This window comes from Lyngbya sp. PCC 8106, from assembly GCF_000169095.1.
Taxonomy (GTDB): Bacteria; Cyanobacteriota; Cyanobacteriia; order Cyanobacteriales; family Microcoleaceae; genus Capilliphycus.
In genome coordinates, this window is sequence record NZ_AAVU01000017.1 from 90,071 (window position 1) to 112,454 (window position 22,384).

General features: G+C 40.5%; 13 protein-coding genes and 1 tRNA gene. 13 read left to right on the forward strand and 1 reads right to left on the reverse strand.

Annotated features, from left to right (window positions below):
• Positions 1-71: 71 nt before the first annotated feature.
• From tsf to L8106_RS13395, 11 genes are all read left to right on the forward strand, one after another.
• Positions 72-701, forward strand: coding sequence for a translation elongation factor Ts (tsf, locus tag L8106_RS13345; RefSeq protein WP_009784846.1), 630 nt, complete (start codon positions 72-74; stop codon positions 699-701).
• 264 nt (positions 702-965) lie between these two features.
• Positions 966-1,877, forward strand: coding sequence for a hypothetical protein (locus L8106_RS13350; RefSeq protein ID WP_009784847.1), 912 nt, complete (start codon positions 966-968; stop codon positions 1,875-1,877).
• 327 nt (positions 1,878-2,204) lie between these two features.
• Positions 2,205-4,706: an ATP-dependent DNA helicase RecG gene (recG, locus tag L8106_RS13355; protein WP_009784848.1), complete on the forward strand. Its 2,502-nt coding sequence runs from the start codon at positions 2,205-2,207 to the stop codon at positions 4,704-4,706.
• Entirely contained in the window at positions 4,707-5,120 is a 414-nt protein-coding gene (locus tag L8106_RS13360) for a GNAT family N-acetyltransferase (protein ID WP_009784849.1), read from the forward strand.
• Positions 5,121-5,399: 279 nt separating this feature from the next.
• Positions 5,400-6,431, forward strand: a complete 1,032-nt coding sequence (locus L8106_RS13365; RefSeq protein WP_009784850.1) for a hypothetical protein — start codon at positions 5,400-5,402, stop codon at positions 6,429-6,431.
• Positions 6,432-6,534: 103 nt separating this feature from the next.
• On the forward strand, positions 6,535-7,212 hold the full coding sequence (gene surE / locus L8106_RS13370; RefSeq protein ID WP_009784851.1) for a 5'/3'-nucleotidase SurE: 678 nt from the start codon (positions 6,535-6,537) through the stop codon (positions 7,210-7,212).
• 429 nt (positions 7,213-7,641) lie between these two features.
• The gene (locus L8106_RS13375; RefSeq protein ID WP_009784853.1) at positions 7,642-8,361 is read left to right on the forward strand and encodes a heme oxygenase (biliverdin-producing); all 720 of its coding nucleotides are present in this window, start codon (positions 7,642-7,644) and stop codon (positions 8,359-8,361) included.
• 418 nt (positions 8,362-8,779) lie between these two features.
• On the forward strand, positions 8,780-13,354 hold the full coding sequence (locus L8106_RS29600) for a PAS domain S-box protein (RefSeq protein WP_009784854.1): 4,575 nt from the start codon (positions 8,780-8,782) through the stop codon (positions 13,352-13,354).
• Between the two features lie 114 nt (positions 13,355-13,468).
• Positions 13,469-14,560, forward strand: a complete 1,092-nt coding sequence (locus L8106_RS13385) for a hybrid sensor histidine kinase/response regulator (RefSeq protein WP_009784855.1) — start codon at positions 13,469-13,471, stop codon at positions 14,558-14,560.
• 152 nt (positions 14,561-14,712) lie between these two features.
• A complete protein-coding gene (locus L8106_RS13390) occupies positions 14,713-17,082 on the forward strand; it encodes a DNA phosphorothioation-associated putative methyltransferase (protein WP_009784856.1) in 2,370 nt (789 codons plus the stop codon).
• Positions 17,083-17,229: 147 nt separating this feature from the next.
• A complete protein-coding gene (locus tag L8106_RS13395) occupies positions 17,230-18,060 on the forward strand; it encodes a pentapeptide repeat-containing protein (RefSeq protein WP_009784857.1) in 831 nt (276 codons plus the stop codon).
• An 11-nt stretch (positions 18,061-18,071) separates the two neighbouring features.
• Here the strand turns inward: L8106_RS13395 and L8106_RS13400 are convergent, their stop codons facing one another.
• Positions 18,072-20,549: a phospholipid carrier-dependent glycosyltransferase gene (locus L8106_RS13400; RefSeq protein WP_009784858.1), complete on the reverse strand. Its 2,478-nt coding sequence runs from the start codon at positions 20,547-20,549 to the stop codon at positions 18,072-18,074.
• 162 nt (positions 20,550-20,711) lie between these two features.
• Here L8106_RS13400 and L8106_RS13405 point away from each other — a divergent pair.
• Both L8106_RS13405 and L8106_RS13410 read left to right on the forward strand, forming a co-directional pair.
• A tRNA-Phe gene (locus L8106_RS13405) sits at positions 20,712-20,784 on the forward strand.
• Between the two features lie 365 nt (positions 20,785-21,149).
• A complete protein-coding gene (locus L8106_RS13410; protein WP_009784859.1) occupies positions 21,150-22,379 on the forward strand; it encodes a U32 family peptidase in 1,230 nt (409 codons plus the stop codon).
• Positions 22,380-22,384 lie beyond the last annotated feature (5 nt).

A 22,384-nucleotide genomic window follows, 5' to 3' on the forward strand; every position in this document is an offset into this window, starting at 1 on the left:
TCTAACAGATGTCTCTGGAATAGATGTCTCAGCGCGACTAAAAAAATTCAAGAGAAGGAACCGAGGAAAAGATGGCCGAAATATCAGCGAAAGTAGTCAAAGAACTGCGCGACAAAACAGGCGCAGGTATGATGAAATGCAAAGAAGCACTCCAAGAAGCAGATGGCGATATGAACAAAGCCATTGAGTGGCTGCGACAAAAGGGCATTGCTAAAGCTGGTAAGATGGAGGGTCGCAAGGCAAGTGAAGGACTGGTTGGCAGCTACATTCACACTGGGGGTCGTGTTGGAGTCCTAGTTGAAATCAACTGCGAGACTGACTTTGTTGCTCGTCGTGAGGAGTTCCAAGCCCTCGTGCGAAATGTCGCGATGCAAATTGCGGCTTGTCCGAATGTGGAATATGTCAGTTTAGAAGATATTCCTAGCGATATCGCCGAAAAGGAAAAATCCATTGAGATGAAGCGCGATGATCTCTCAGGAAAGCCTGATAATGTTAAAGAAAAAATCGTTCAAGGGCGGATTGATAAGCGTCTAAAAGAATTGACGTTGATGGATCAACCCTATATTCGAGATCAAAATATTACGGTCGAAGAATTGGTTAAACAAACGATTGCCCTTCTCGGAGAAAATATGAAGGTGCGTCGCTTTTCTCGCTTTGTTTTAGGTGAAGGGATTGAAAGCGAGGAAGAATCTGCTGAATAAGCACTGTTTTCTTGATCCAACTGAGAGTGTAGTGCCGTTTGTTTAGTCCCGATCACGATTTTAATTGGACTAGATTGGGGCTAAACAAGTTAATTCTTTTGAGTGTAAAGTTAGAAGATCATATTCTAATTTTTTCAGTTAAAAGGAGTTTAAAATCAGAGGGTTTTCTGATTTTTTTGACCGTATAACTCACTTCTAGAACTTTCCCCTGACTTGACTGAATTTTCCATTTTTATTAACGCTTTTCTCATTTAATCGCTAGAAATGACAGGATCGCTTAAAGGCATAGAGGAAGATATTGCTTCTTTAGAAGAGGCTATCTTTAAATTAGCTCAGGACTTTGATGGTGCGTATGAGAATTATCTCACCACTTTGGGAAACGCTATGCGCCAACAATTAATTCTGGCGAATTATCATTTATGTACTCAGGGTTATCCTGAATATTTTCTGAAGCTTTCCTATTCACAACGACAGAAATTTCAACAGAGTTTACAAGCTCTAGCCGCAAATGCTCAAAAAATGTTGATTTCTCTGATTCAAATTTCTCCGGCCTCTCAAGCTTTAGAGGAAAAAGAACCTGAACCCGAAGAACCCGAACTCGAAAAAGAAGATGATGCTGATGAGTATGATCCGTTACAAGCTTTCACCTCAGAAGATGAATCACTAGAACTTTCTGCGGATTTGCTTTTACAACCACCGACGCCGAAGGTTCTAAGTCTTCCTGAACGGTTAGCGAAATGGCAAGATGATCTCGAAAAGTCAATTAATACGCTGTTGAGAACGCTCTCTCGCGATACCAATTTTGCCCTACAACAAGCCAATATTTTTCCCCACCATCTTCCTGAGGCGGTTTTAGAAGCGGCGTCTCAAGCGGAAGCCTCTGCTGAAACGGTTGCGAGTCCGCCTAATTTACTCAATTTGATGATTGAAACTGAAAATTTGGAGGAGGATGAGGGGGTTACGAATGTGACTCGTTTGATGGCGGTGCATTTGCGGGTGTCTGAGATTGAATTTGCGGATGCTACGTTGATGTCTGCACGTCATAAAATTCGCCATCTCTCTGCTCAGTTAAATAAGGTGGGGCGTAGTTATCAGAAGAAACAACGAGAACGAGCGGTTTTGGAAGCGGAAGCGGCTTGGCGTTCTAGTTGGTTTGAGGAGAATCCTAAAGACTAAAGGGGTAGTAGCTGAGACGGACTGCATTCCGGTGCTTACATATTGACTTTTAGTTCAAGTGTATATACGATGTCACCCAGACTAGCTTATAGTATTAATCTTACCGAAAAAATCCCAAATTGTCAAATAAAACGCAATTTTCTTGATTTTCTTGCCTGAAAAACTTCTATACTTGTAGAGCAGAGCTACTTAACCATGCTACCCTATAATACAGAGGTAAATTAAACCTATAACTTTTTAATTTTCCACAATAAAGATTCACTTTGACATCAAATAACGTTAACAAGAAACGCTAAGATCACTTCTATCTTTTACTCAACTGAAACAATGAAGAGTAACCAACCTGACTGGGTACGCCTGCACAAAGCCATTGCTGTTGAAGCCGAAAGAGGATTCAATAATGTTCAGGGAAAGCATCATCAATTTCACGAGTTTTTGTACATTAGCTTAAACGAACTTTTAAACCAAATTCCCGCAGAATCCCAACATCGCTGTCAACAAATGGTTGATGCTTTTGGGAACTATTCAGAAAAAACGCTACAAGAACGAGAAAACCTTCTCGATGATACGCGGCGATTTTTATTGCAGATTGAGCGTCAAATTAATAATCGTTCAAAAGTCGAAGAAATCACCACCAAAAGTCAAACACCTCCCCCTTCTATTCCCGCATCTATTCCGACCAATTCTCCCATTCAAACTCAACCGATTGTTGAGAAATCTCCCAACGCAGCTTCTTCTTTAGAACAACCTTTAGCTAAAGTTGTTGGGCCTAGAAATGCTGATCGTTTAGCGAAACTTGGTCTATATACGGTCTATGATTTATTGTACTATTATCCGCGAGATCATATTGATTACGCCCGTCAAGTTGCGATTCGTGATTTAGTTCCGGGAGAAACAGTAACGTTAGTGGCAAAAGTTAAACGATGTAACTGTTTTAGTAGTCCTCGAAATAAGAAATTAACGATCTTAGATTTAACGTTAACAGACAATACTGGCAACCTAAAAATTAGTCGTTTTTTTGCAGGGCCAAGATTTAGCAATGCTGGATGGCAAAATAAGCAAAAATACAACTATCCACAGGGTACGATTATCGCGGCTTCGGGGTTGGTTAAAAGCAATAAATATGGGATTACTTTAGATAATCCTGAATTGGAAGTTTTAGACCAAGCGGGCGGTCAAATTGACTCGATGAAAATTGGTCGAGTAGTGCCTGTTTATCCCCTCAGTGAAGGGGTAGGCGCTGACTTAGTGAGAAAAGCGGTTTTATCCGTTTTACCAACTACCAGTCAACTCCAAGATAGTTTACCTCAAGGTTTATTGGATCTCTATCAATTAATTGGGGTACAAGATGCGATTCAAAATATTCATTTTCCGCCAGATAGAGACTGTTTAGCCGCAGCCCGTCGCCGTTTAGTTTTTGATGAATTTTTCTATTTACAGTTAGGATTATTACAACAACGTCAATCTCAAAAAAAAGCAACAACTAGCGCCGTTCTTGCTCCGACTGGAAAATTGATTCAACAGTTTGATGAAATTTTACCCTTTGAATTTACCAATGCCCAACAACGAGTGATCAAAGAAATTCTGATTGATTTACAATCTTCTGAACCGATGAATCGATTAGTTCAAGGGGATGTAGGGGCAGGAAAAACAGTTTTAGCAGTTGTGGCGATGTTAGCGGCAATTCAAGCCGGATATCAAGCGGCTTTAATGGCACCGACAGAAGTGTTAGCCGAACAACATTATCGTAAGTTAGTGAGTTGGTTTAATTTAATGCACTTAAGCGTTGAACTGTTAACAGGTTCAACAAAAGCCGCTAAACGTCGCCAGATTCACAAGCAATTAGAAACGGGAGAATTACCTGTTTTAGTCGGAACTCATGCGTTAATTCAAGATACAGTCAAGTTTCATCGATTGGGATTGGTTGTGATTGATGAACAGCATCGTTTTGGGGTACAGCAACGCGCCAGACTCCAACAAAAAGGGGAATCTCCTCATGTTTTAACTATGACAGCAACTCCAATTCCCCGGACATTAGCGTTAACGTTACATGGTGATTTAGATGTGAGTCAACTCGATGAACTTCCTCCTGGACGCCAACCGATTCAAACAACAATTTTAATGGGGAAACAACGCAAGGAAGCTTATGATTTAATGCGGCGAGAAATTGTGCAGGGAAGACAGGTTTATGTGGTTTTACCGTTGGTTGAAGAATCCGAAAAGTTAGATGTTCGTTCAGCCGTAGAAGAACATCAAAAATTGCAAACTAAAATTTTTCCAGAGTTTCAAATTGGTTTATTACATGGTCGTCTCAGTAGTGCGGAAAAAGACGAAGCAATTAGTCAATTTCGCGATCAAAAGACTCAAATTTTGGTTTCTACAACGGTTGTAGAAGTGGGGGTTGATGTTCCGAATGCAACGGTGATGCTAATTGAAAATGCAGAACGATTTGGTTTATCTCAACTGCATCAATTACGGGGACGAGTCGGACGAGGTGAACACAAATCTTTTTGTCTATTAATGGCTGGAAGTTCGACACCAGAAGCCAAAGAAAGGCTACAAGTTCTTGAACAATCTCAAGATGGATTTTTTATCGCAGAAATGGATATGCAGCTGCGAGGGCCAGGTCAAGTTTTGGGAACTCGTCAGTCGGGATTACCGGATTTTGTATTAGCAAGTTTAGTTGAAGATCGCGAAGTGTTAGAATTGGCAAGAGATGCTGCTCAAAAAGTGATCGAAAAGGATGACACGTTAAACCGTTGGCCGTTAATGAAACAGGAGTTGAACCGACGGTTTGAACGAATGTTGGGGGGTTCTATTTTAACTTAAATGATGAACGTTAGATGTGCGACTGTCGATGATGTTTCGCTGATTTTATCGTTTATTCAGAAAAAGTCAGAGTTTGACCGCAATATTGGAGCTTTTTTGGGTGTATTACGGGTTTCTGAAGATAAAATTCGTCAAACACTGTTTGGAAAAATTCCTTTTGCTTATGTTATTTTTGTCGAGAATTCCGAGTGTGAAATAGGCTTTGCATTGTATGGATTTAGATATTCTTCGTTTGTAGGTCAACCGAGTATTTGGCTAGATGATTTGTATGTTGATCAAGATAGTCGAAGTCAAGGTGCAGGATTAATATTAATGAATTGTTTGGCTGAAATTGCTGTAGAATATGATTGTACCCATCTTGCTTGGACTAATGGGTTCCATTCTCTAAAATCTGACAATTTAATGCTTTGCTAACTGTTAATAAAGGCTTGATGTTCAACGCTTTATAACCCCCTTTGCAAGACCTGTAAAACGGGTTTCATGTTTTTAGAAAATTACTCATTGTATCGCTTCTTCCCTTGTGCGACGTTCTTACCCTAGAGAAAAACTGATAAATTGTCTGTCTGTAAAATGTATCTCAGAGACTTCAATTTTTATGTAAGCAATTGTACAAAGTTATAATCTTTTATTTTGTATAGTTAGAAATAAGATCATCAAGATTTTGAGTCTATAAAAAATTATCTGTTTAAATTAATGCAGCTCAAGAATTTAGTCGCCGCTCTCCCGAAAACGTCTACAGTTACCGCCAAGATCACGATTGAAGACGATATCAACCCAGCCCGAGAACTTTTAGTCCAAGAACGTCCTTTTTCAGAGCAAGGCGCGACAGAAGTTTCTGTCGGTCTTTACGTGATTGATTTATTTAAAATTGATGAAGCTAGACAAAGCTTTGAAGTGGACTTTTTTATAGAATTTAGATGGAAAGATCCGCATCTCGTTATGAGCCAGTCTCATTGTTCTATTGCTTCCTGTCGTAAAAATTTAGATGAAATTTGGCATCCTGCGGCGCGAATTTTTAACCAAAGAAACCTAACCAAAAACTTTGAAACAACAGTCGTTGCACCTGATGGAACGGTGGTTTGTGGACAGAGATTTCATGGTTTAGTCTCCTCTCCTTTAAACCTAAAACGCTTTCCCTTTGACGAACAAACCCTGCGAATTCAAATCATGTCGTTTGTGTTTAGTCCAGATGAAGTTCAGTTTGTTGTGAATCATCATCTCACGGGATTAGCCGAAGAAATTTCACTCCCTAACTGGTCTACAAACATTCCCGTTGCTCATAACGGTTCTCGTCATATTGCTCAACTTAATCAAAGTTTTGTTTGCTTTGACTATGAACTCAAAGTGAAACGCTACACAGCTTATTATATCACTCGTGTTATTTTACCTTTAATCTTGATTGTTTTGATGTCTTACGCCGTTTTTTGGTTTCCTCCGGGTCAAATTATGCCTCAAGTAACGATTTCAGTGACCGCAATCCTCAGCCTGATTACCTATGAATTTACCCTCCAACAAAGTTTACCCCAGGTTCCCTATTTAACCGTTCTTGATAAGTTTGTGATTGGTGCGATGGTGCTGGTTTTTCTGGCATTAGTGGAAACCGTCACAACGATTGAATTGGCTGAAGTCAAACTCCAGTTTCTGGCACTTGACCTCGATAACTGGCTGCGATGGATATTTCCGGCATTTCTAACGGGGTTAGCGGCGTCTGCATTCTGGCTTTAATGTGGTGAGGATTAAAAAGTTGGGAAAAAGCGCAAGATTTAACTTAAAATAATCTGTGTAACGGGTTGTTACTGTCTTTCCCATTCACGTGCTAAACTTCAAAATGACGATTATACTAACCAATGATGATGGTATTGATGCACCGGGTATTCGAGCATTATCAGAAGTCATTAACCATCAAGGAATTTTTGTCGCCCCCCAACAAGAATTATCCGGTTGTGGTCATAAAGTGACGACGAGATCACCCATTGCTGTGGAACGTCGTTCAGATACAGAATACGCTGTTGCGGGTACTCCGGCTGACTGTACTCGCCTAGCAATTACCCATTTATCTCCGCAAATTGATTGGGTTCTTTCAGGTATTAATTCCGGTGGAAATTTAGGCATAGATGTCTACATTTCTGGGACAGTGGCTGCGGTGAGAGAAGCTGCATTTCATGGAATTCGAGGAATTGCTTTATCGCAGTATAGAAAAGACGGAAGACCTGTTAATTGGGAACAAACAAAACGCTGGAGTCAAACTGTTTTAAAAGACTTACTGAATCGTCCTCTGGAACCGGGAAGTTTTTGGAATGTGAATTTTCCCTATCTTGAACCCGACGCACCCGAACCTAAAATGGTATTTTGTGAACCCTCAACAAAACCTTTACCGATTGATTATAAAGTAGAAGGGGAAAATTATCTCTATATTGGCAACTATGGTCAACGTCAACGCACTCCCGAAACTGATGTTGATGTTTGTTTTAGGGGGGAAATTGCCGTAACCCAAATTAAACTATAATAGATCATGATGTTTTTTTATTGTGACAAAATGCTTAAAACATCCTCTCAATCTATCAAATTAGAAGCCTTTATTAACCTTCCTGAAACCAAAATTCAAAATAGCATTAATTAATTCATGGCAATATTGAGGGGTTCGCATCTTGAGGCGTAGTAATGATTACCTAATCTCTTGTCGAACCAGTCAAGTTAAGTGCGATCGCGGATCATGCTAAAGTGCAATCTTAAGCCGTTTTTTAGCTACATAGAGGAAATTCAAATCAGTTACTCCGCCTCAATTCTCCTGCTGATCGGTAGCCGTTGTGACAAATCTTAACATCATTTCTCAGCAAATCAGTTTAAGGTAACAATTTAGGCGGTGAAATCATCGCTATCTCAGTATAGAGATGTTTGATGTTGAACAAAAGCTTTCGGATATAAGGATTTTAGTATGAGCGTTAATTTAGCAACTCAATTGCGAGAAGGCACGAAAAAATCCCACACCATGGCAGAAAATGTGGGTTTTATCAAATGCTTTTTGAAAGGAACCGTTGAGAAAACCTCCTACAGAACATTAGGAGCAAACTTCTACTTTGTCTATTCGGCAATGGAAGAGGAGATGGAACGTCACCATAACCATCCCATTCTTTCTCGGCTGTATTTTCCCGAACTCAATCGTAAGCAAAGTTTGGAAAAAGACCTATACTATTTCTATGGTTCCAACTGGCGTGAAGAAATCGCTCCTACAGTTGCAGCTCAAGCTTATGTAGCCCGAATTCGGGAAATTTCTAACACCGAACCCGAATTATTAATTGCTCACCTGTACACTCGCTACATGGGCGATCTATCTGGTGGACAAATTCTCAAAGCGATCGCTCAACGGGGTATGAACCTCTCAGAAGGCGAAGGTATCCAGTTCTACGAATTTAAGGATATTCCGGATGAGAAGGCGTTCAAAGCCAATTATCGCCAGATTATGAATGATTTATCCATCGATCAAGCCACAGCCGATCGGATTGTTGCTGAAGCCAACGCCGCCTTCGGAATGAACATGAAAATGTTCAATGAACTCGAAGGGAATTTGATCAAAGCGATTGGTTTAATGTTGTTTAATACCTTAACTCGTAAACGCGCCACAGGTTCCACTGAACTCGCACCTGCTGCGGAATAATACCTGTTGAAATTGATTTGAAACTGAATTAAGTCTGCCGAAAGGAGAACACTGAATCCTGGACGCTTAGTGGCTGTAACATCAAGCAGTCATTAAGTTTCCCGGATTTTGCCGTTTCAAATCAAAGCAGAACGGATCAAAGTGTCGAAAAACTAAGATTCATATTTTCAATACAAAAGACTCAAGACTTTGTAAAGTAATGATAAAGCTGCTGACACAATTATGAAGCTTTAATATAGAGATCAAGACAACACTAATAAGGGGTAAAACTTCCTCACCGATTGAGTTTGACTCAAGATCACATGAGAGTGAAGTAGAGTTCCGTATACTCACGGATGAAAGAGTGAGGAAAAATACTTTATAACAGAAGAGGAGGAACTGAACTCAAAATCAATCACGAGAATTGACCACTCAAGCCATGAACAACACTCAAATCACTCAAATTGTTAATCAACGAATTCATCAATCTCTCGACTTAACAACCCTACTTCAAACCACCGTTGATGAAATCAGACAAATTCTTCGTTGTGATCGCATTTTATTGTATCAGTTTTTGGCGGATGATTGTCCTAAAAATATTGCCCAATCAATTAACTTTAAATATGGCGATCTAGAATCTTTTAAGATTGAAAATCAGAGTGAATATCTTACGAAAAGACAATCAATTTCCAATCTATATCAATCTAAACTAACAGAAAAGACAATTAAAAACTTAGAGCAAGCTCAAATTAAATCTTATTTGTCTATTCCTGTCGTTATCCATTTAGAATCATCTGATGATCAACCCCCTCAAAAATCTCAAAATTGGGGAGCTTTAATTGCTCATCACTGTGAACAATTCCGAAACTGGAAACCCGAAGAAATAGAACTCTTAGATCAACTCTCCATTCAACTTTCAATTGCAATCCAAAAAGACCAACTTCGTCAAAAAATAAAAACTCTCAATGCTAAACTTACAGCCCAAACTAAAACCAGTAATCAAAAAATCAAAGCCCTTCTGAATAACACCTTTCAATGTACAGCAATACTCAGTCGAGAGGGAATTTTACTCGATGTCAATCAAACCGCTTTAGACTTTGGTGGTTTAAAACGCGAAGAAACTATTAACCGTCCCTTTTGGGAAACTTACTGGTGGACAATCTCCCCAGAAACCCAACACCAACTCCGTCAAAGTATCGCTAAAGCTGCTTCTGGAGAATCAATTTACTATGAAGTTAATGTCAAAATAGTAGGGGGTAAAGTCGCAACCACAGACTTTGCTTTGCGTCCACTTCGAGATCAAACAGGCGAGGTTATATTATTAATCGCAGAAAGTCGAGATCTTAGCGCTCACGTCGAAGTCAAACGCGCCCTGCAAGACAATCAAATCCTGTTAAGTTCTGTTCTAGATTGTATTCCTCAAGCTGTTTTTTGGAAAAATAAAGAAGGAAATTTTCTCGGCTGTAACTACCAATTTAGTGTGGATGGAGGTTTATCTTCTAGCAAAGAAATCATTGGTAAAACTGACTTTGATATGCCGTGGAAAGAAGAAGCCAAACTCTATCGCGCCGATGATCATCAAGTAATGGCATCTGGAGAAGCCAAACTCAATATTGAAGAACCCATCACAAAAGTCGGAAACATTTCACGGTTACTAAGAAGCCATAAAATGCCTTTGCGAGATGCAGAGGGAGAAATTATCGGCGTTGTGGGAACCTACGAAGATATTACCGAACGTAAAAAAGCAGAATTAGCATTACGTTGTAGTGAAGCCCGTTATCAAATGTTAGTCGAGAACTTCCCCAACGGTGCTGTAATGATGTTTGATCACGACTTACGGTATATCCTGATTGGTGGTTTAGGACTCGCAGAAGTGGGACTTTCTAAACAGGAGATGGAAGGGAAAACAATATGGGAAGCCTTACCAAAAGAAACCTGCGAACTAATCGAACCGTTATATCATCGGACTTTAGCTGGAGAAGAATTTGTTGCTGAACTTCCCTTTGGAGATCATATTTATCTCGTCTACTTTTTTCCCATTATCGATCAAGAAACCATACAAACGGGTGTCGTTCTCACCCAAGATATTACTCAACAGAAACAAGCCGAACAAAGACTACAGCAACTCAACCAAGAACTCGAAGCGAGAGTTCAACAACGCACCGCCGATCTAGAAGCCGAAATTGACGAACGAACTCGTTTATTAAACATTTTAGATGCAAGTTTAAATGAAATCTATATCTTTGATGCCGAAACCCTAAAATTTCAATATGCTAACCAAGGTGCTTTGCGAAATCTGGGTTACACCCTCGAACAACTTCAACAGATAACAGCCATTAAACTCAAACCCCAACTGACTCCAGAAAAATTTCAACAGTTAATTGATCCCTTATTAAATCATCAACAACACAAAATAATTTTTAGAGCCGCCTATCAACGGAAAAATGGGACGTTATACCCGGTAGAAGTTCACTTTCAACTGATCGAACATCAACAAGAACGTTTATTTCTAGCTGTTGCTCTTGATATTACCGAACGTCAACAAACCGAAGATCGTTTACGACTGGTCGAATTTGCCCTCGATAATGCCCAAGAAAGTGTTGTTATTGTCGATCAATCAGGTCAGATTGTTTATGTTAACAAAACCGCTTGTGAAAGTTTGGGCTATTCGAGTGCAAAACTCTCCAATCTCAAAATTTGGCAAATTGATCAAACCCTAAACGCTCCGCCCCAGTGGGAACAGTTTTGCCAACGTCTCAAACACCAAAAATCCCTGTTATTAGAGTCTATTCATCATACCCAAACTGGTGAAGCCATTCCAGTAGAAATTACCCTGACCGAATTAAACTTTCATGGTATCCCCTACTTCTGCGAAATTGCTCGGGATATTCGAGAACGCAAACAAGCAGAAGCCGCTCTCCAAAAACGAGATAATTATCTCACCGCTTTAGTAGAAGTGCAGCGTCAACTGTTGTGTGCTACTTCTCAAAGTGATTTATACAAACTCGTGCTTTCTATCTTAGGTCAAGCGGCGAATGCCAGTCAGGTTTATGTATTTGAACACTATTACGATGAGTTTCAGCGTCCATATTTGTATTATATGTCTCACTGGTCGGCTCCGGATGCAACTTCTCGACTCAACCGTTCTGTTCTGCAACAACTTTATGATACCCCCTGTTTTTCGTCCTGGGTTGAAAAACTTGCTCAAGGTGAAGCAATTTGTGAGAGTTTAAGCGATATGACCTCAGAACAACGTCAAATTCTTGAACCTGTGGGCATCTTTACCGTATTATTATTTCCGCTAATTGTTAAAGGTGAATTTTTTGGATTAATTGGTTTTGATAACGATGAAGATGATCGTCAGTGGGATGAAGCCGAAATCAGTTTATTAGCTGCTGCGGTCAGTGCGATCGCTCTAGCTACTGAACGTCAACTCGCCCAAGAACAACTCAAACGTCAGCTAACTGCGATTGAAGCCGCCAGCGAAGGAATTGCAATTACTAGCCCAATGGGAGACTATCTTTACCTGAACAAAGCCCATTTAGAACTGTTTGGTTATACCGAAGCCAACGAATTATTAAACCGTAACTGGAAGAGTCTTTATCACCCAGAAGAAGGCGATCGCATTGATCGAGAAGTTATTGCTAAACTGATGGAAAAGGGATATTCACGGGGCGAAGCTTTAGCCATTCGTAAAGACGGAAGTACATTTCTCGAAGAATTCTCCCTGACTCTGACCAATAGCGGCGAATTTGTCTGTGTTTGTCGAGATATCACTGAACGCAAACGGGCAGAAGTTGAACTACGTCGAACAAATGCTCAGTTAGAACGAGCAACCCGTCTCAAAGATGAATTTATGGCAAATATGAGCCATGAATTACGAACACCATTGTATTCGATTTTAGGCTTATCGGAGGTCTTGCAACAGGAGGTTTATGGAGTTCTCAATGCCGAACAATTGCGATCGCTATCAACGATTGAACAGAGTGGTCAACATTTACTCGAACTCATCAATGAGATCCTCGATTTATCTAAGATAGAATCAGGCAAAATGGAGTTACAGCTTTCTGCGGTTAATCTGACTCAACTTTGTCAATCTAGCCTTAATTTTGTTAAACCCCAAGCCGATCAAAAAAATATCCAATTACAGTTTATTGCCACTCCTGTTCCGGTGATTATTAACATCGATGAACTTCGTATTCGTCAAGTCTTAATTAATCTCCTCAGTAATGCGGTAAAATTTACCCCAGAAGGGAATCATATTTTACTGAAGATTGAGACTGAACCTCAAAATAATTGTGTACATTTGAGTGTTACTGATACAGGAATTGGTATTGCTCCAGAAGATCAAGTCCGTTTATTTGAACCTTTTGTACAAATTGATAGTAGTCTTTCTCGCCGATATTCCGGTACGGGTTTGGGGTTAGCTCTAGTTCGACAAATTACTCAAATGCACGCTGGAACCGTTTCTCTTGACAGTGAAGTGGGGCGAGGAAGTACCTTTATTGTTACACTTCCCTGGAATTCTACGGTTGTTCCTGAAACTGTAGATGCGTTACTGTCTGCAAACAATAATCTTAATGAAACGACAGAAGATTTATTGACAACTGCTAAACCTCAGTTTTCAAACTCATTTTTTGAAGGATCTCCAACCATTCTCATTGCAGAAGATGATCCAGCCAATGCGGAAACGGTAGCTGATTATTTAGAAACCCGAGGATATCAAATTATTTTGGCTAAAAACGGTATTGAAGCGGTTCAATATGCCCAACAATATCAGCCTCAAATAATTATTATTGATATTCAAATTCCAGAACTTGATGGCAAAAAAGCCATTCGTAAAATCCGCACCAATCCAGAAACGGCTGCAATTCCTATTATTGTATTAACGGCTTTAGTGGGAAGTCAAGAACGTGAACACTGTTTGCAAGCTGGAGCAAATGATTATATGAGCAAACCCATTAGTTTAAAAACGTTATCGGATAAAATCAAAGAACTGTTAAACCTGAGATGACTGTTAAACCTGAGATGATTGATCGTAAAAAAACATGAGTTTTGAAAGATGACATTGATTCATTTCTAGACCCAAAAATTCTGATTTTTTTGATTTATTACTTGACTTAAAAAAATGAATGGTGCAAAAATTTTAATTGTCGATGATGAACCCAATAATTTTGATGTTATCGAAGCTCAATTGCTAGAAGAACCATATGAATTAAGTTATGCTTCTAGTGGGATAAAAGCCTTACAACGGTTGCCTTTATTTAAACCAGATGTCATCCTTTTAGATGTAATGATGCCAGAGATGGATGGGGTAAAAGTGTGTCAAAAAATAAAATCAGATCCTCAATGGTCTCATATTCCAATTGTTGCAGTAACAGCCCTCAATTCTAAACAAGAGATGGCTCGTTGTTTGGAAGGAGGAGCAGATGATTTTATTAGTAAACCTGCGAGTAGTATTGAACTTCGAGCGAGAATTCGTTCAATGCTGCGAATTAAACAACAATATGATACCTTACAACAACAACGGGATACTCTCGCTGATATTCTCAGATTACGGGAAGAAATGTCACACATGATTGTCCATGATCTGCGAAATCCGATTGCTTGTATTCTCTTTGCTGGAGAACTTTTAAAAGAAGATTCACTCTCAGAATCAAGCCGAAACAAAGTTCAACGTATCGTCAATTGTGGACAACGATTACAATCCTTAACCAATGATTTATTAGTGATGGCAAAACTGGAATCTGGAAATTTGATTCTTACTCAAAAAACGATAGATTTTGGTCAATTTTCTGAACAAACTGTTTTTGATTTTGAAACGATAGCGACTCAGAAAAAAATTAGATTGATTTCCGAAGTTCCGTCAACTCAAAAACAAGTAAATCTCGATCCCAACTTATTTCGGCGAGTCCTCGATAACTTACTCTCCAATGCTATTAAGTTCTCTCCAAATAACAGTGTAGTTCGCTTTCGAGTAGAGTATCCTGAACAGGAATCCATTCAAGTCAGAATTTACATTTATGATCAAGGCCCGGGTGTGAGTAAAGAACTACAAAATGTTATTTTTAAAAAGTATGCAGTGGGAACTGTCGTAGAAGGGATTGAACAAATTGGGTTGGGTTTAGCATTTTGTAAGATGATTGTAGAAACTCATGGAGGTCAAATTTTTGTCGAAAATAATCCCCCAAAAGGCGCGACGTTTATCCTAGAAATTTAGCTCTTTCGGTTTGTCATCGGTGAGAATTCGCGCTCGTTCCCTCTCTGTGATCCCCAGTTTTTGCCAAAACGTTATATTTTTTGTCGTAAAATATCCCATTTGCTGTATACTTAGCTCTAAGATAAATCTCTCTACTATTCTGGGTTAAGCAAATGAGTATCAGTGAGATTGCAGCAACAATGCCCTTCTCGACGGATTCCCGTCTTGTTCCTGCTCCTGGAACTCAACTCGATGCTTCCCAAATTCGCAACCTCAATGACCTGATCTTCTCTCTGGCTCAACAGGCAAATCTCTTTCAACTTCCACCTCCCTTAATCTCCCTGTCTCAATTCCCCCTATCTCTACAGCAGGAAATCAAAAGCACTTTTGGAAGTTTTGGACGAGTCTGTGAAGTCGTCAATCATCTTCTATTACACCTGAGGCGACCCCACGCGATCGCTTACTATTCTCAACAGAGTAAGATTGGTAAAAAACTCCCCAACGCCCTCTACGTTCATATCAGCGCGATTGATCATCTTGATCCGGCTTTGCGTCTCTACGAGTCTTGGAGTCGGCAAATATTAGAGAATATCGAAGGGGTAACAATCGTTAAATTTCATACCCATAAACCTGTTGTTTCCTATCTATTCTACCCGGATTTTGACAGTGATCCCCATCCGGCTTTAACAGCGAGTCTGTTGGTTAATCTACAAACCCGTCACCTCAAAACCCACGACTATGATCATAGCGATAACCCACCCATTCTCCATCGTAAAGAAACCTTTGTTACCCCTGACTATCCTGACTATGACAAGTTCGCCCGTTTGACGCAAGCAGAAGAAAAACTGGGACTATTAGAGTCTAAACTCAGTTTCTCTGGTGAACATCAATCCATTTCTACCTCAGACAAACGTATCTATCGAACTATTGGAACCCGTGAAGGATGGCAACAATATCTTGCTCGAAAAGGAGTAGAAATTCGGGATCATCGCATTGTTTCGATAGAAGGGGATCAAGAAAATCCATTAGAGTTTGTCCCCATTCCGAAGATAGAACGTCACAAAGCGGCTTTAGTTCGTCGTTCTCTTTCCCGGCCTGTGAAGTTAGTTTTAGAAGCCGATTTATTTTCTGAAAATACTACTTTTTTTGATTATGGATGTGGCTACGGAGGTGACATTGAACGCATGGTCGAAAAAGGGTATGAAAGTTCAGGTTGGGATCCTTACTATTCTCCTGATACCCCTTTAAAAGAAGCGGATATTGTCAACTTGGGTTACATCATTAATGTGATTGAATGTCAACGAGAACGACGCCAAGCTTTGGTGAATGCCTGGGAACTGACAAAACAGGTTTTAATTGTTGCTGCCCAGATTTTAATTGATGATCGCGATCGCGGAATTGTTGCTTATGGAGATGGGGTTATTACCAATCGGAATACTTTTCAGAAATATTATGAGCAAGAAGAACTCAAAGTTTATATAGATCAAGTGTTAGAGGTAAATTCTATTCCGCTTGATATTGGCGTTTATGTGGTGTTTCGCAACGGAAGTCAGGGTGAAAATTTTCGAGCATCTCGCTATAGATCTCGTCTAATTTCTCCGAGAATCTGCACACAAGTTAAACGGTTTGAAGACTATGAACCGTTACTTCAACCCTTGATCAAATTTGTTAGCGATCGCGGACGAATTCCGGTTGTTGGGGAACTGGCCAATGAAGACGAAATTCGAGCAGAATTTGGGACATTTAAAAGAGCATTTAAGGTCATTTTACAAGCCACTGATCCCGAAGATTGGGAAAAAGTAGCGGATCGCCGTCGTCAGGATTTTTTAGTTTATTTGGCATTAAGTCAGTTTAGTCATCGCCCCAAACTTTCTCAGCATTCAGAAGGGGTTCGCAATGATATAAAAGGGCTATTTGGCAGCTATAAGAAAGCTTGTGCTTTAGCTGATATTATGTTATATAGTATGGGAAGCCTAGAAGTGATCGCAGACTGTTGTTCAAATAGTCCTATCGGTCAAAAATATTCTCACTCTCTAGGGGTTCATATTTCCGCCTTGGAAAAACTAGACCCCCTACTCCGTTTGTACGAAGGTTGTGCAAACCGAACTCTAGGTCGGTTAGCCGGAACAACTATAATTAAGTTTCACGTCAAAAAACCCAAAATCACCTACTTGTTTTATCCGGATTTTGATACTGATCCGCATCCAGCTCTAGACACTAAAATGGAAATCGACCTACGCGATCTCCATGTCACTTATCAGAGCTACGATGGGCCTAATCCACCCATTCTGCACTGTAAGCAAGCCTATATTACGCCAGAATACCCCTACTATGAGACTTTCGCCAAACTCACTCGTCAAGAGGAGGATTGGGGACTATTAGATAATTTTCGGGCAATTCAAACTCGCCTGGGTTGGCTGAAGTGCTTAGAAGAACACTGCGCTGAAATCAAAGGTCATCGCGTCTACTGGCGTACTGATGCCGATCCTTATCGTAGGAAATTAATCGAATCTGCCCGTCGCACTCGTAAAAAAAAGCACTGATCTACCATTCATTCTACCGAAAAAAGAGGTGATGGATTCGTCATAATTAAGACGGAAATGTTTTGAATAGACCTGTAGGATCCTATCACAGGTTCTCCTAAATCGAATCTTAACTTCACATTTTTTACCTATTCCTCAATAATTATCATGGAAACTCAAACACTTCTCGCTCACTACGCTCACGGTAAGAGAGATTTCCAGGAGGCTTTTCTCATTGGGATAAAACTGATTGGGATTAATTTAAGCGGATCTAACCTGAGTGGGGCTAACCTGATCAGTGCAGATCTCTCCCATGCCAACTTATGCCAAACGAACCTCCGAGGGATCAATCTCACGAATTCTACCCTGAGCGAAGCCCGTCTCCGAGGTGCTGATCTCTGTGACGCTTACCTGAGCGAAGCCAACTTCACCCGTGCTGATCTCAGCGAAGCCCAACTTCTGAATGCTTATCTCAAAGAAGCCAACTTGACTCATGCTCAACTGGTGAATACCAACCTCAATGGTGCCAACCTCAGCAACGCCAAACTCCAAAATGCTAACCTGAGCAACGCCAACCTCCTCAATACCGTTTTGACGGGAGTAAACCTGACAGGGGCGAATCTGAATGGGGCTAACCTCACAGGCGTAGAACTCTGTCGAGTCAACCTCAATGGCACCCAAATCGACGAAAACACTCAACTTAGTCAAAAATGGCTCTTAGTGCAGAAAATCGTCACCCAAGGGGCAAAAGGGTGGGATTTGAGTCATGTAGACTTAAGCTGTGCTAGCTTTATCGGTGTTGACTTCACTGATGCCGATCTCACAGGCGCAAACCTGAGCGGAACCCACTTCAGCAGCGTTGATCTCAGTCATGCTCAAGTCAAAGATGCTAGTTTTATAGGCTGTACAGGGTTATCAAAATCCACCAAACTCACTCTCAAAGAACAAGGCGCAATTGTTGATGATGAGTTGATCCCCGCAGAAGTGAAAGTCAATTAAACCTTTAAACCTTAACGCAGGGCTTGTAGATCCTGCCAAGCTTGAATTAGATTTCCCTGCATCAAAGCAGAAATTCCTCTTAACGCTTGGAATTCACTTTGATCGGGGTTTAATTTTATCGCGGTTTGAATGGCTTTTTCTGCGGCTTGGGGATGCAAAGCATACAGATGAATAAAAGCCAGATAAGCATAAGCGTTTGGGTTTTGGGGATCGAGTTGGGTGACTTGTTCTAAAGCCGCGATCGCAGTGGGTGCATCTTGTTGTAAAACCGTTGCTAAAGCCAAAGCATAAGCATAATCTAAATTTTCGGGTGCAGTTTGTAAGCGATAACTTAACGTCTTTTCTGCAACAACAGTATAATCTTGAATTGGATCATATTGGTTAATTCGTCCGACTTGATCAAAGACAGGTTCGAGTCCGGGTACTCCCTGGGGTAAATTTAGCGCTAACTGACGCAGTTGAGAAACGAGATCTAATTCGGGTGCGGGTAATTTAGCAGCCTGGGGATCAATTTCAACAGTAACAGACGGAACAGCGATCGGATAGGTTTCTCCGCTTTCTCGGTTTAAATAGGTCGCTTCTAGGCGGTAAGTTCCGGGTAAAATATCTTTGGGCGGTAACATCCCCATGCGTTCGAGAACTTGAAAACCCGTTTTTTGTTGATTTTTTTCTAAGCTTCCCGGATGTAAAGTCCCCATGGCGATCGCATGATCATGTAACCACTCAGACGAAGTGATCGCAGTTGCGGGGGTTTGCAATTTCCAGGTTAAAATCACTAACCCCGAGTGAAGCTGTTCCCAAGAACCAGACCACACATAAATAATCGGAATTGTTGCATTGGGGGGAACTTTTGGGGAGACAATGACTTGAGAAAGTTGAACTTTTTCCGACGCATCGGGTTGAGGAGAAACTTCAATATAAGGGGTCTGACGATGATAAAGATTTAAAACGGTATTATCGGGTAATAACCACCGTTTCTGTAACTGAAATTGTCGCCCCTGTTCAACTTCTCGGACAATAGCAAATTGGGCTTCATTAATGCGTTTTACCATCCCCTGTTGACCCGTTTTCGTGACAAACCAAGAGAGTGATAACGAGTCTTGACCGACGTGTTCGACGCGAGTTCCCACTTGACGCCCATAAACCTGTTCATCCCGCAAAGCGCCGTAATAATTGAGGTTGTGTTGATTAATATCTGGCGTTGACGGTAACACACCTAAAGTAGACTGTAAATAGGGTTCAGTTTGAATAATTTCATTAATTACCTGTTTATGGGGCCATTGTAAACCTAAATAAGCAATGCGATCGCCACCGGGACTCAGAAAAGCCGCCATTCGTCGCCCCCAAACGCCGCCAATCGGCCATAAATTGAGTAACATTAAAACAATGGCTAAACTAAGGGTTATTCCTCTGACTATTTTTCCCCAACGTTGGGGCCATAACGTCAAACCGTAGGCGAGAAAAATTGCAGAAATGGGTAATAAGGGTAAACTGTAGCGAAAGTCTTTGTTGATATTTAGTGAACATAAAAAATATCCCCCGATCCAAAATACGGTTAACCAACGTAAGGCGGAGAAGTTGATCGGTTTGGAAAGGAATTTTGGATAAAAAAGATAGAGTAAAAACCCGACTGTGGGAACAATTAACCATAACCAAGAAATATGATAGGGAAGTAAGTTCCAATAGTATGTCCAAGCGTCTAAGGTATTTAAGGCGGGATCACCTTCTGCTATTGCGGAGTCAAGGGTGGCTCGTTTTCCAGAGGTTAGCATCAGTAACCAGTTGGTTGTCGCCCAAGGGATTAAAATGAGAATGGATAATGATAAAGCAACAGTCAACTGAATGAGGCTTTTCCAGCGTCGATGTTTGAGGCTGTCTACACTCACCCAAACTAGGGGAACAAACAGGAAAAATAACGCCGTTTGTTTGACGAATAGTGCTAACCCAAAAGATACACCAAATGCGATCGCCCACACCCATTTTTTTTGGCTATATTTCCACTGGGTTAGACAACAAAAAGTTAGCGCTACCATCGCGGTGATCGGGTAGTCGATCAAGTATTGGAGACGATAAACATAGAGTCCGGGTAACAATGCAGCAATTATACAAGCCCAGAGTGCAATTTGTCGGTTAAACAGTTGAATGGCAATTCCATAAACCGAAGCGAGTACAATACCACTAAAGAGTAAATGGACGAGTGTTCCTTGGGTTGTACCCGTTCCGAATAGGTTGTAAAACGGTACCGTCAGCAGGTAAGTCAGGGGAGGAACTTTCGGAGACAGCATCCACACCTGTTCCCACCACCCCGAAGAAAACCATTGGGGATGTTGTAGCGCCCGCCAATAGTTTAACGAGTTGGTGAGATAGTCCGCCTGATCCCAAGCGGGAACCGAACGATCCAATGCAAACCAAAGGCGATCGCTGATTCCACTAAACAGCCAAATAAGCAATAATGCGACTAAGCTGCGGAATTTGTTTTTGTCTGTCACCAACTGTTACCTCTATTCCCCATTTCTCAGATGCTACACTGGAGCTGAATTAATCGTCTAGTCTGGGGTTGCGTCTTCGCGATCGGGAACAGAAAAAAATTTTGTCAAACTACTTGCAAGATTTAAAATAGATCTGCTATCCTAGTTAGGCAGTGAAAGAAAGCCGGGATAGCTCAGTTGGTAGAGCAGAGGACTGAAAATCCTTGTGTCGGGAGTTCAAATCTCCCTCCTGGCATTTTATTTATTAACTATCAAATTAACACGGTGTTGATGTCGTCAACGTCGTCTAACAGACTATTCCAGTTCACTCAGGCAGAACTGTAAAAATTTTATCATAGAGTGCATTGATTTTCCGATCTCTGCATCTAAAATTGTTGATATTTTAAGCCACACTTCGTTAGAATGGTCATTGAAAGCTACATAAAACTTTTGAGATGTAGTTTTGAGAGCTATATCAGCACCAAGAGAACAGTAGTACAGGCAAGGGTTAATCAAAGTTACGTTAACAATTTACTCTTTTATAATAGAGTATATTCCGAACAATTTTTAAATAAAATTAAAACTCATTCAAGTTGTACAAAATCAAACAAAATTAAAACAATGAACCAGTGGAAACCCGAACTCTTAGCCCCCGCTAAAAATTTAGAACGACTCAAAGTTGCCATTCTCTATGGTGCAGATGCAGTTTATGTGGGCGGACAAAAATATGGTTTGCGGGCAAGGGCGGATAATTTTACCGATTATGATTTAAAAAATGGTGTTGCGTTTGCCCATCAGTATAATGCCAAAGTTTATGTCACTTTAAATGCGTTTTTACATGATGCAGATTTAGAAGGATTGGGAGATTATTGTCAGTTTTTAGAAGCGATTGGAATTGATGGTGTGATTGTTTCAGATATTGGTGTTTTGAGAGTAGTTCGCAAGTCTTCAAATCTGAATATTCATCTTTCCACTCAAGCCTCTTGTTTAAATTCCTCAGCAGCAGAACTGTGGAAACAATTTGGGGTAAAACGTCTGATTGTGGGTCGAGAATTGAGTGTAGCAGAAACGGGTTTAATTGGGGAAAAATCCGGTATTGATGTAGAAATGTTTATTCACGGGGCGATGTGTATGGCTTATTCGGGTCACTGCACAATTTCTAATTTTACCGCAGGACGAGATTCTAATCGAGGGGGTTGTATTCAATCCTGTCGATTACCTTATAAATTAGAGAATCAAGACTCTAATCCGATCACATTTATGTCGTCCAAAGATTTATGGGGAGTGCATCAAATTGAAGACTTTTTTAAACATAAAATTTGTTCTTTGAAAATCGAAGGACGGATGAAGTCTTCGTTTTATGTAGCGATGACGTGTAAAGCGTATCGACAACTGATTGATGCTTATATCGAGGGAACCATCACACCCGAATTACTAGAGAAAATTGCAAGTAATCTTGACTCTATTCCTCACCGGGATTATTCTTCGGGTTCGTTAGAAAATCCGGCAGATAGTGATTCTGTCTTTGGTCAATTGTCGGGGAATAATCGAGGAACTCACGAATATTTGGGGATTGTTATAGATACAACATCGGATTATTTAGCCCTTCAGTTACTCGAACCGTTAACTATTGGAAATGAAATTGAAATCATTCCCCCCCAAGGAGAAATTATTAACTGGAAAATCACTCAACTTTTTTCGGTAACAGGGGAACCTTTAGACAGTATCAAAAAAGATAGTGTTGTTTGTCTACCGCGTGTTAATATCTTGCAGGATATTCACAAATTTACCGTGATTCGACTGTCTCGACAAAAAACGATTTTTCAACCTGAATTAGTGACTCATTCTTAGGATAG

What these genes read in the sequence shown, in the direction of transcription:
- L8106_RS13390 (WP_009784856.1), top strand. Translation starts at nt 14,713, where the DNA reads ATGAGTATCAGTGAGATTGCAGCAACAATGCCCTTCTCGACGGATTCC.
- L8106_RS29600 (WP_009784854.1), top strand. Translation starts at nt 8,780, where the DNA reads ATGAACAACACTCAAATCACTCAAATTGTTAATCAACGAATTCATCAA.
- L8106_RS13385 (WP_009784855.1), top strand. Translation starts at nt 13,469, where the DNA reads ATGAATGGTGCAAAAATTTTAATTGTCGATGATGAACCCAATAATTTT.
- recG (WP_009784848.1), top strand. Translation starts at nt 2,205, where the DNA reads ATGAAGAGTAACCAACCTGACTGGGTACGCCTGCACAAAGCCATTGCT.
- surE (WP_009784851.1), top strand. Translation starts at nt 6,535, where the DNA reads ATGACGATTATACTAACCAATGATGATGGTATTGATGCACCGGGTATT.
- L8106_RS13410 (WP_009784859.1), top strand. Translation starts at nt 21,150, where the DNA reads ATGAACCAGTGGAAACCCGAACTCTTAGCCCCCGCTAAAAATTTAGAA.
- L8106_RS13395 (WP_009784857.1), top strand. Translation starts at nt 17,230, where the DNA reads ATGGAAACTCAAACACTTCTCGCTCACTACGCTCACGGTAAGAGAGAT.
- L8106_RS13375 (WP_009784853.1), top strand. Translation starts at nt 7,642, where the DNA reads ATGAGCGTTAATTTAGCAACTCAATTGCGAGAAGGCACGAAAAAATCC.
- L8106_RS13350 (WP_009784847.1), top strand. Translation starts at nt 966, where the DNA reads ATGACAGGATCGCTTAAAGGCATAGAGGAAGATATTGCTTCTTTAGAA.
- tsf (WP_009784846.1), top strand. Translation starts at nt 72, where the DNA reads ATGGCCGAAATATCAGCGAAAGTAGTCAAAGAACTGCGCGACAAAACA.
- L8106_RS13360 (WP_009784849.1), top strand. Translation starts at nt 4,707, where the DNA reads ATGATGAACGTTAGATGTGCGACTGTCGATGATGTTTCGCTGATTTTA.
- L8106_RS13365 (WP_009784850.1), top strand. Translation starts at nt 5,400, where the DNA reads ATGCAGCTCAAGAATTTAGTCGCCGCTCTCCCGAAAACGTCTACAGTT.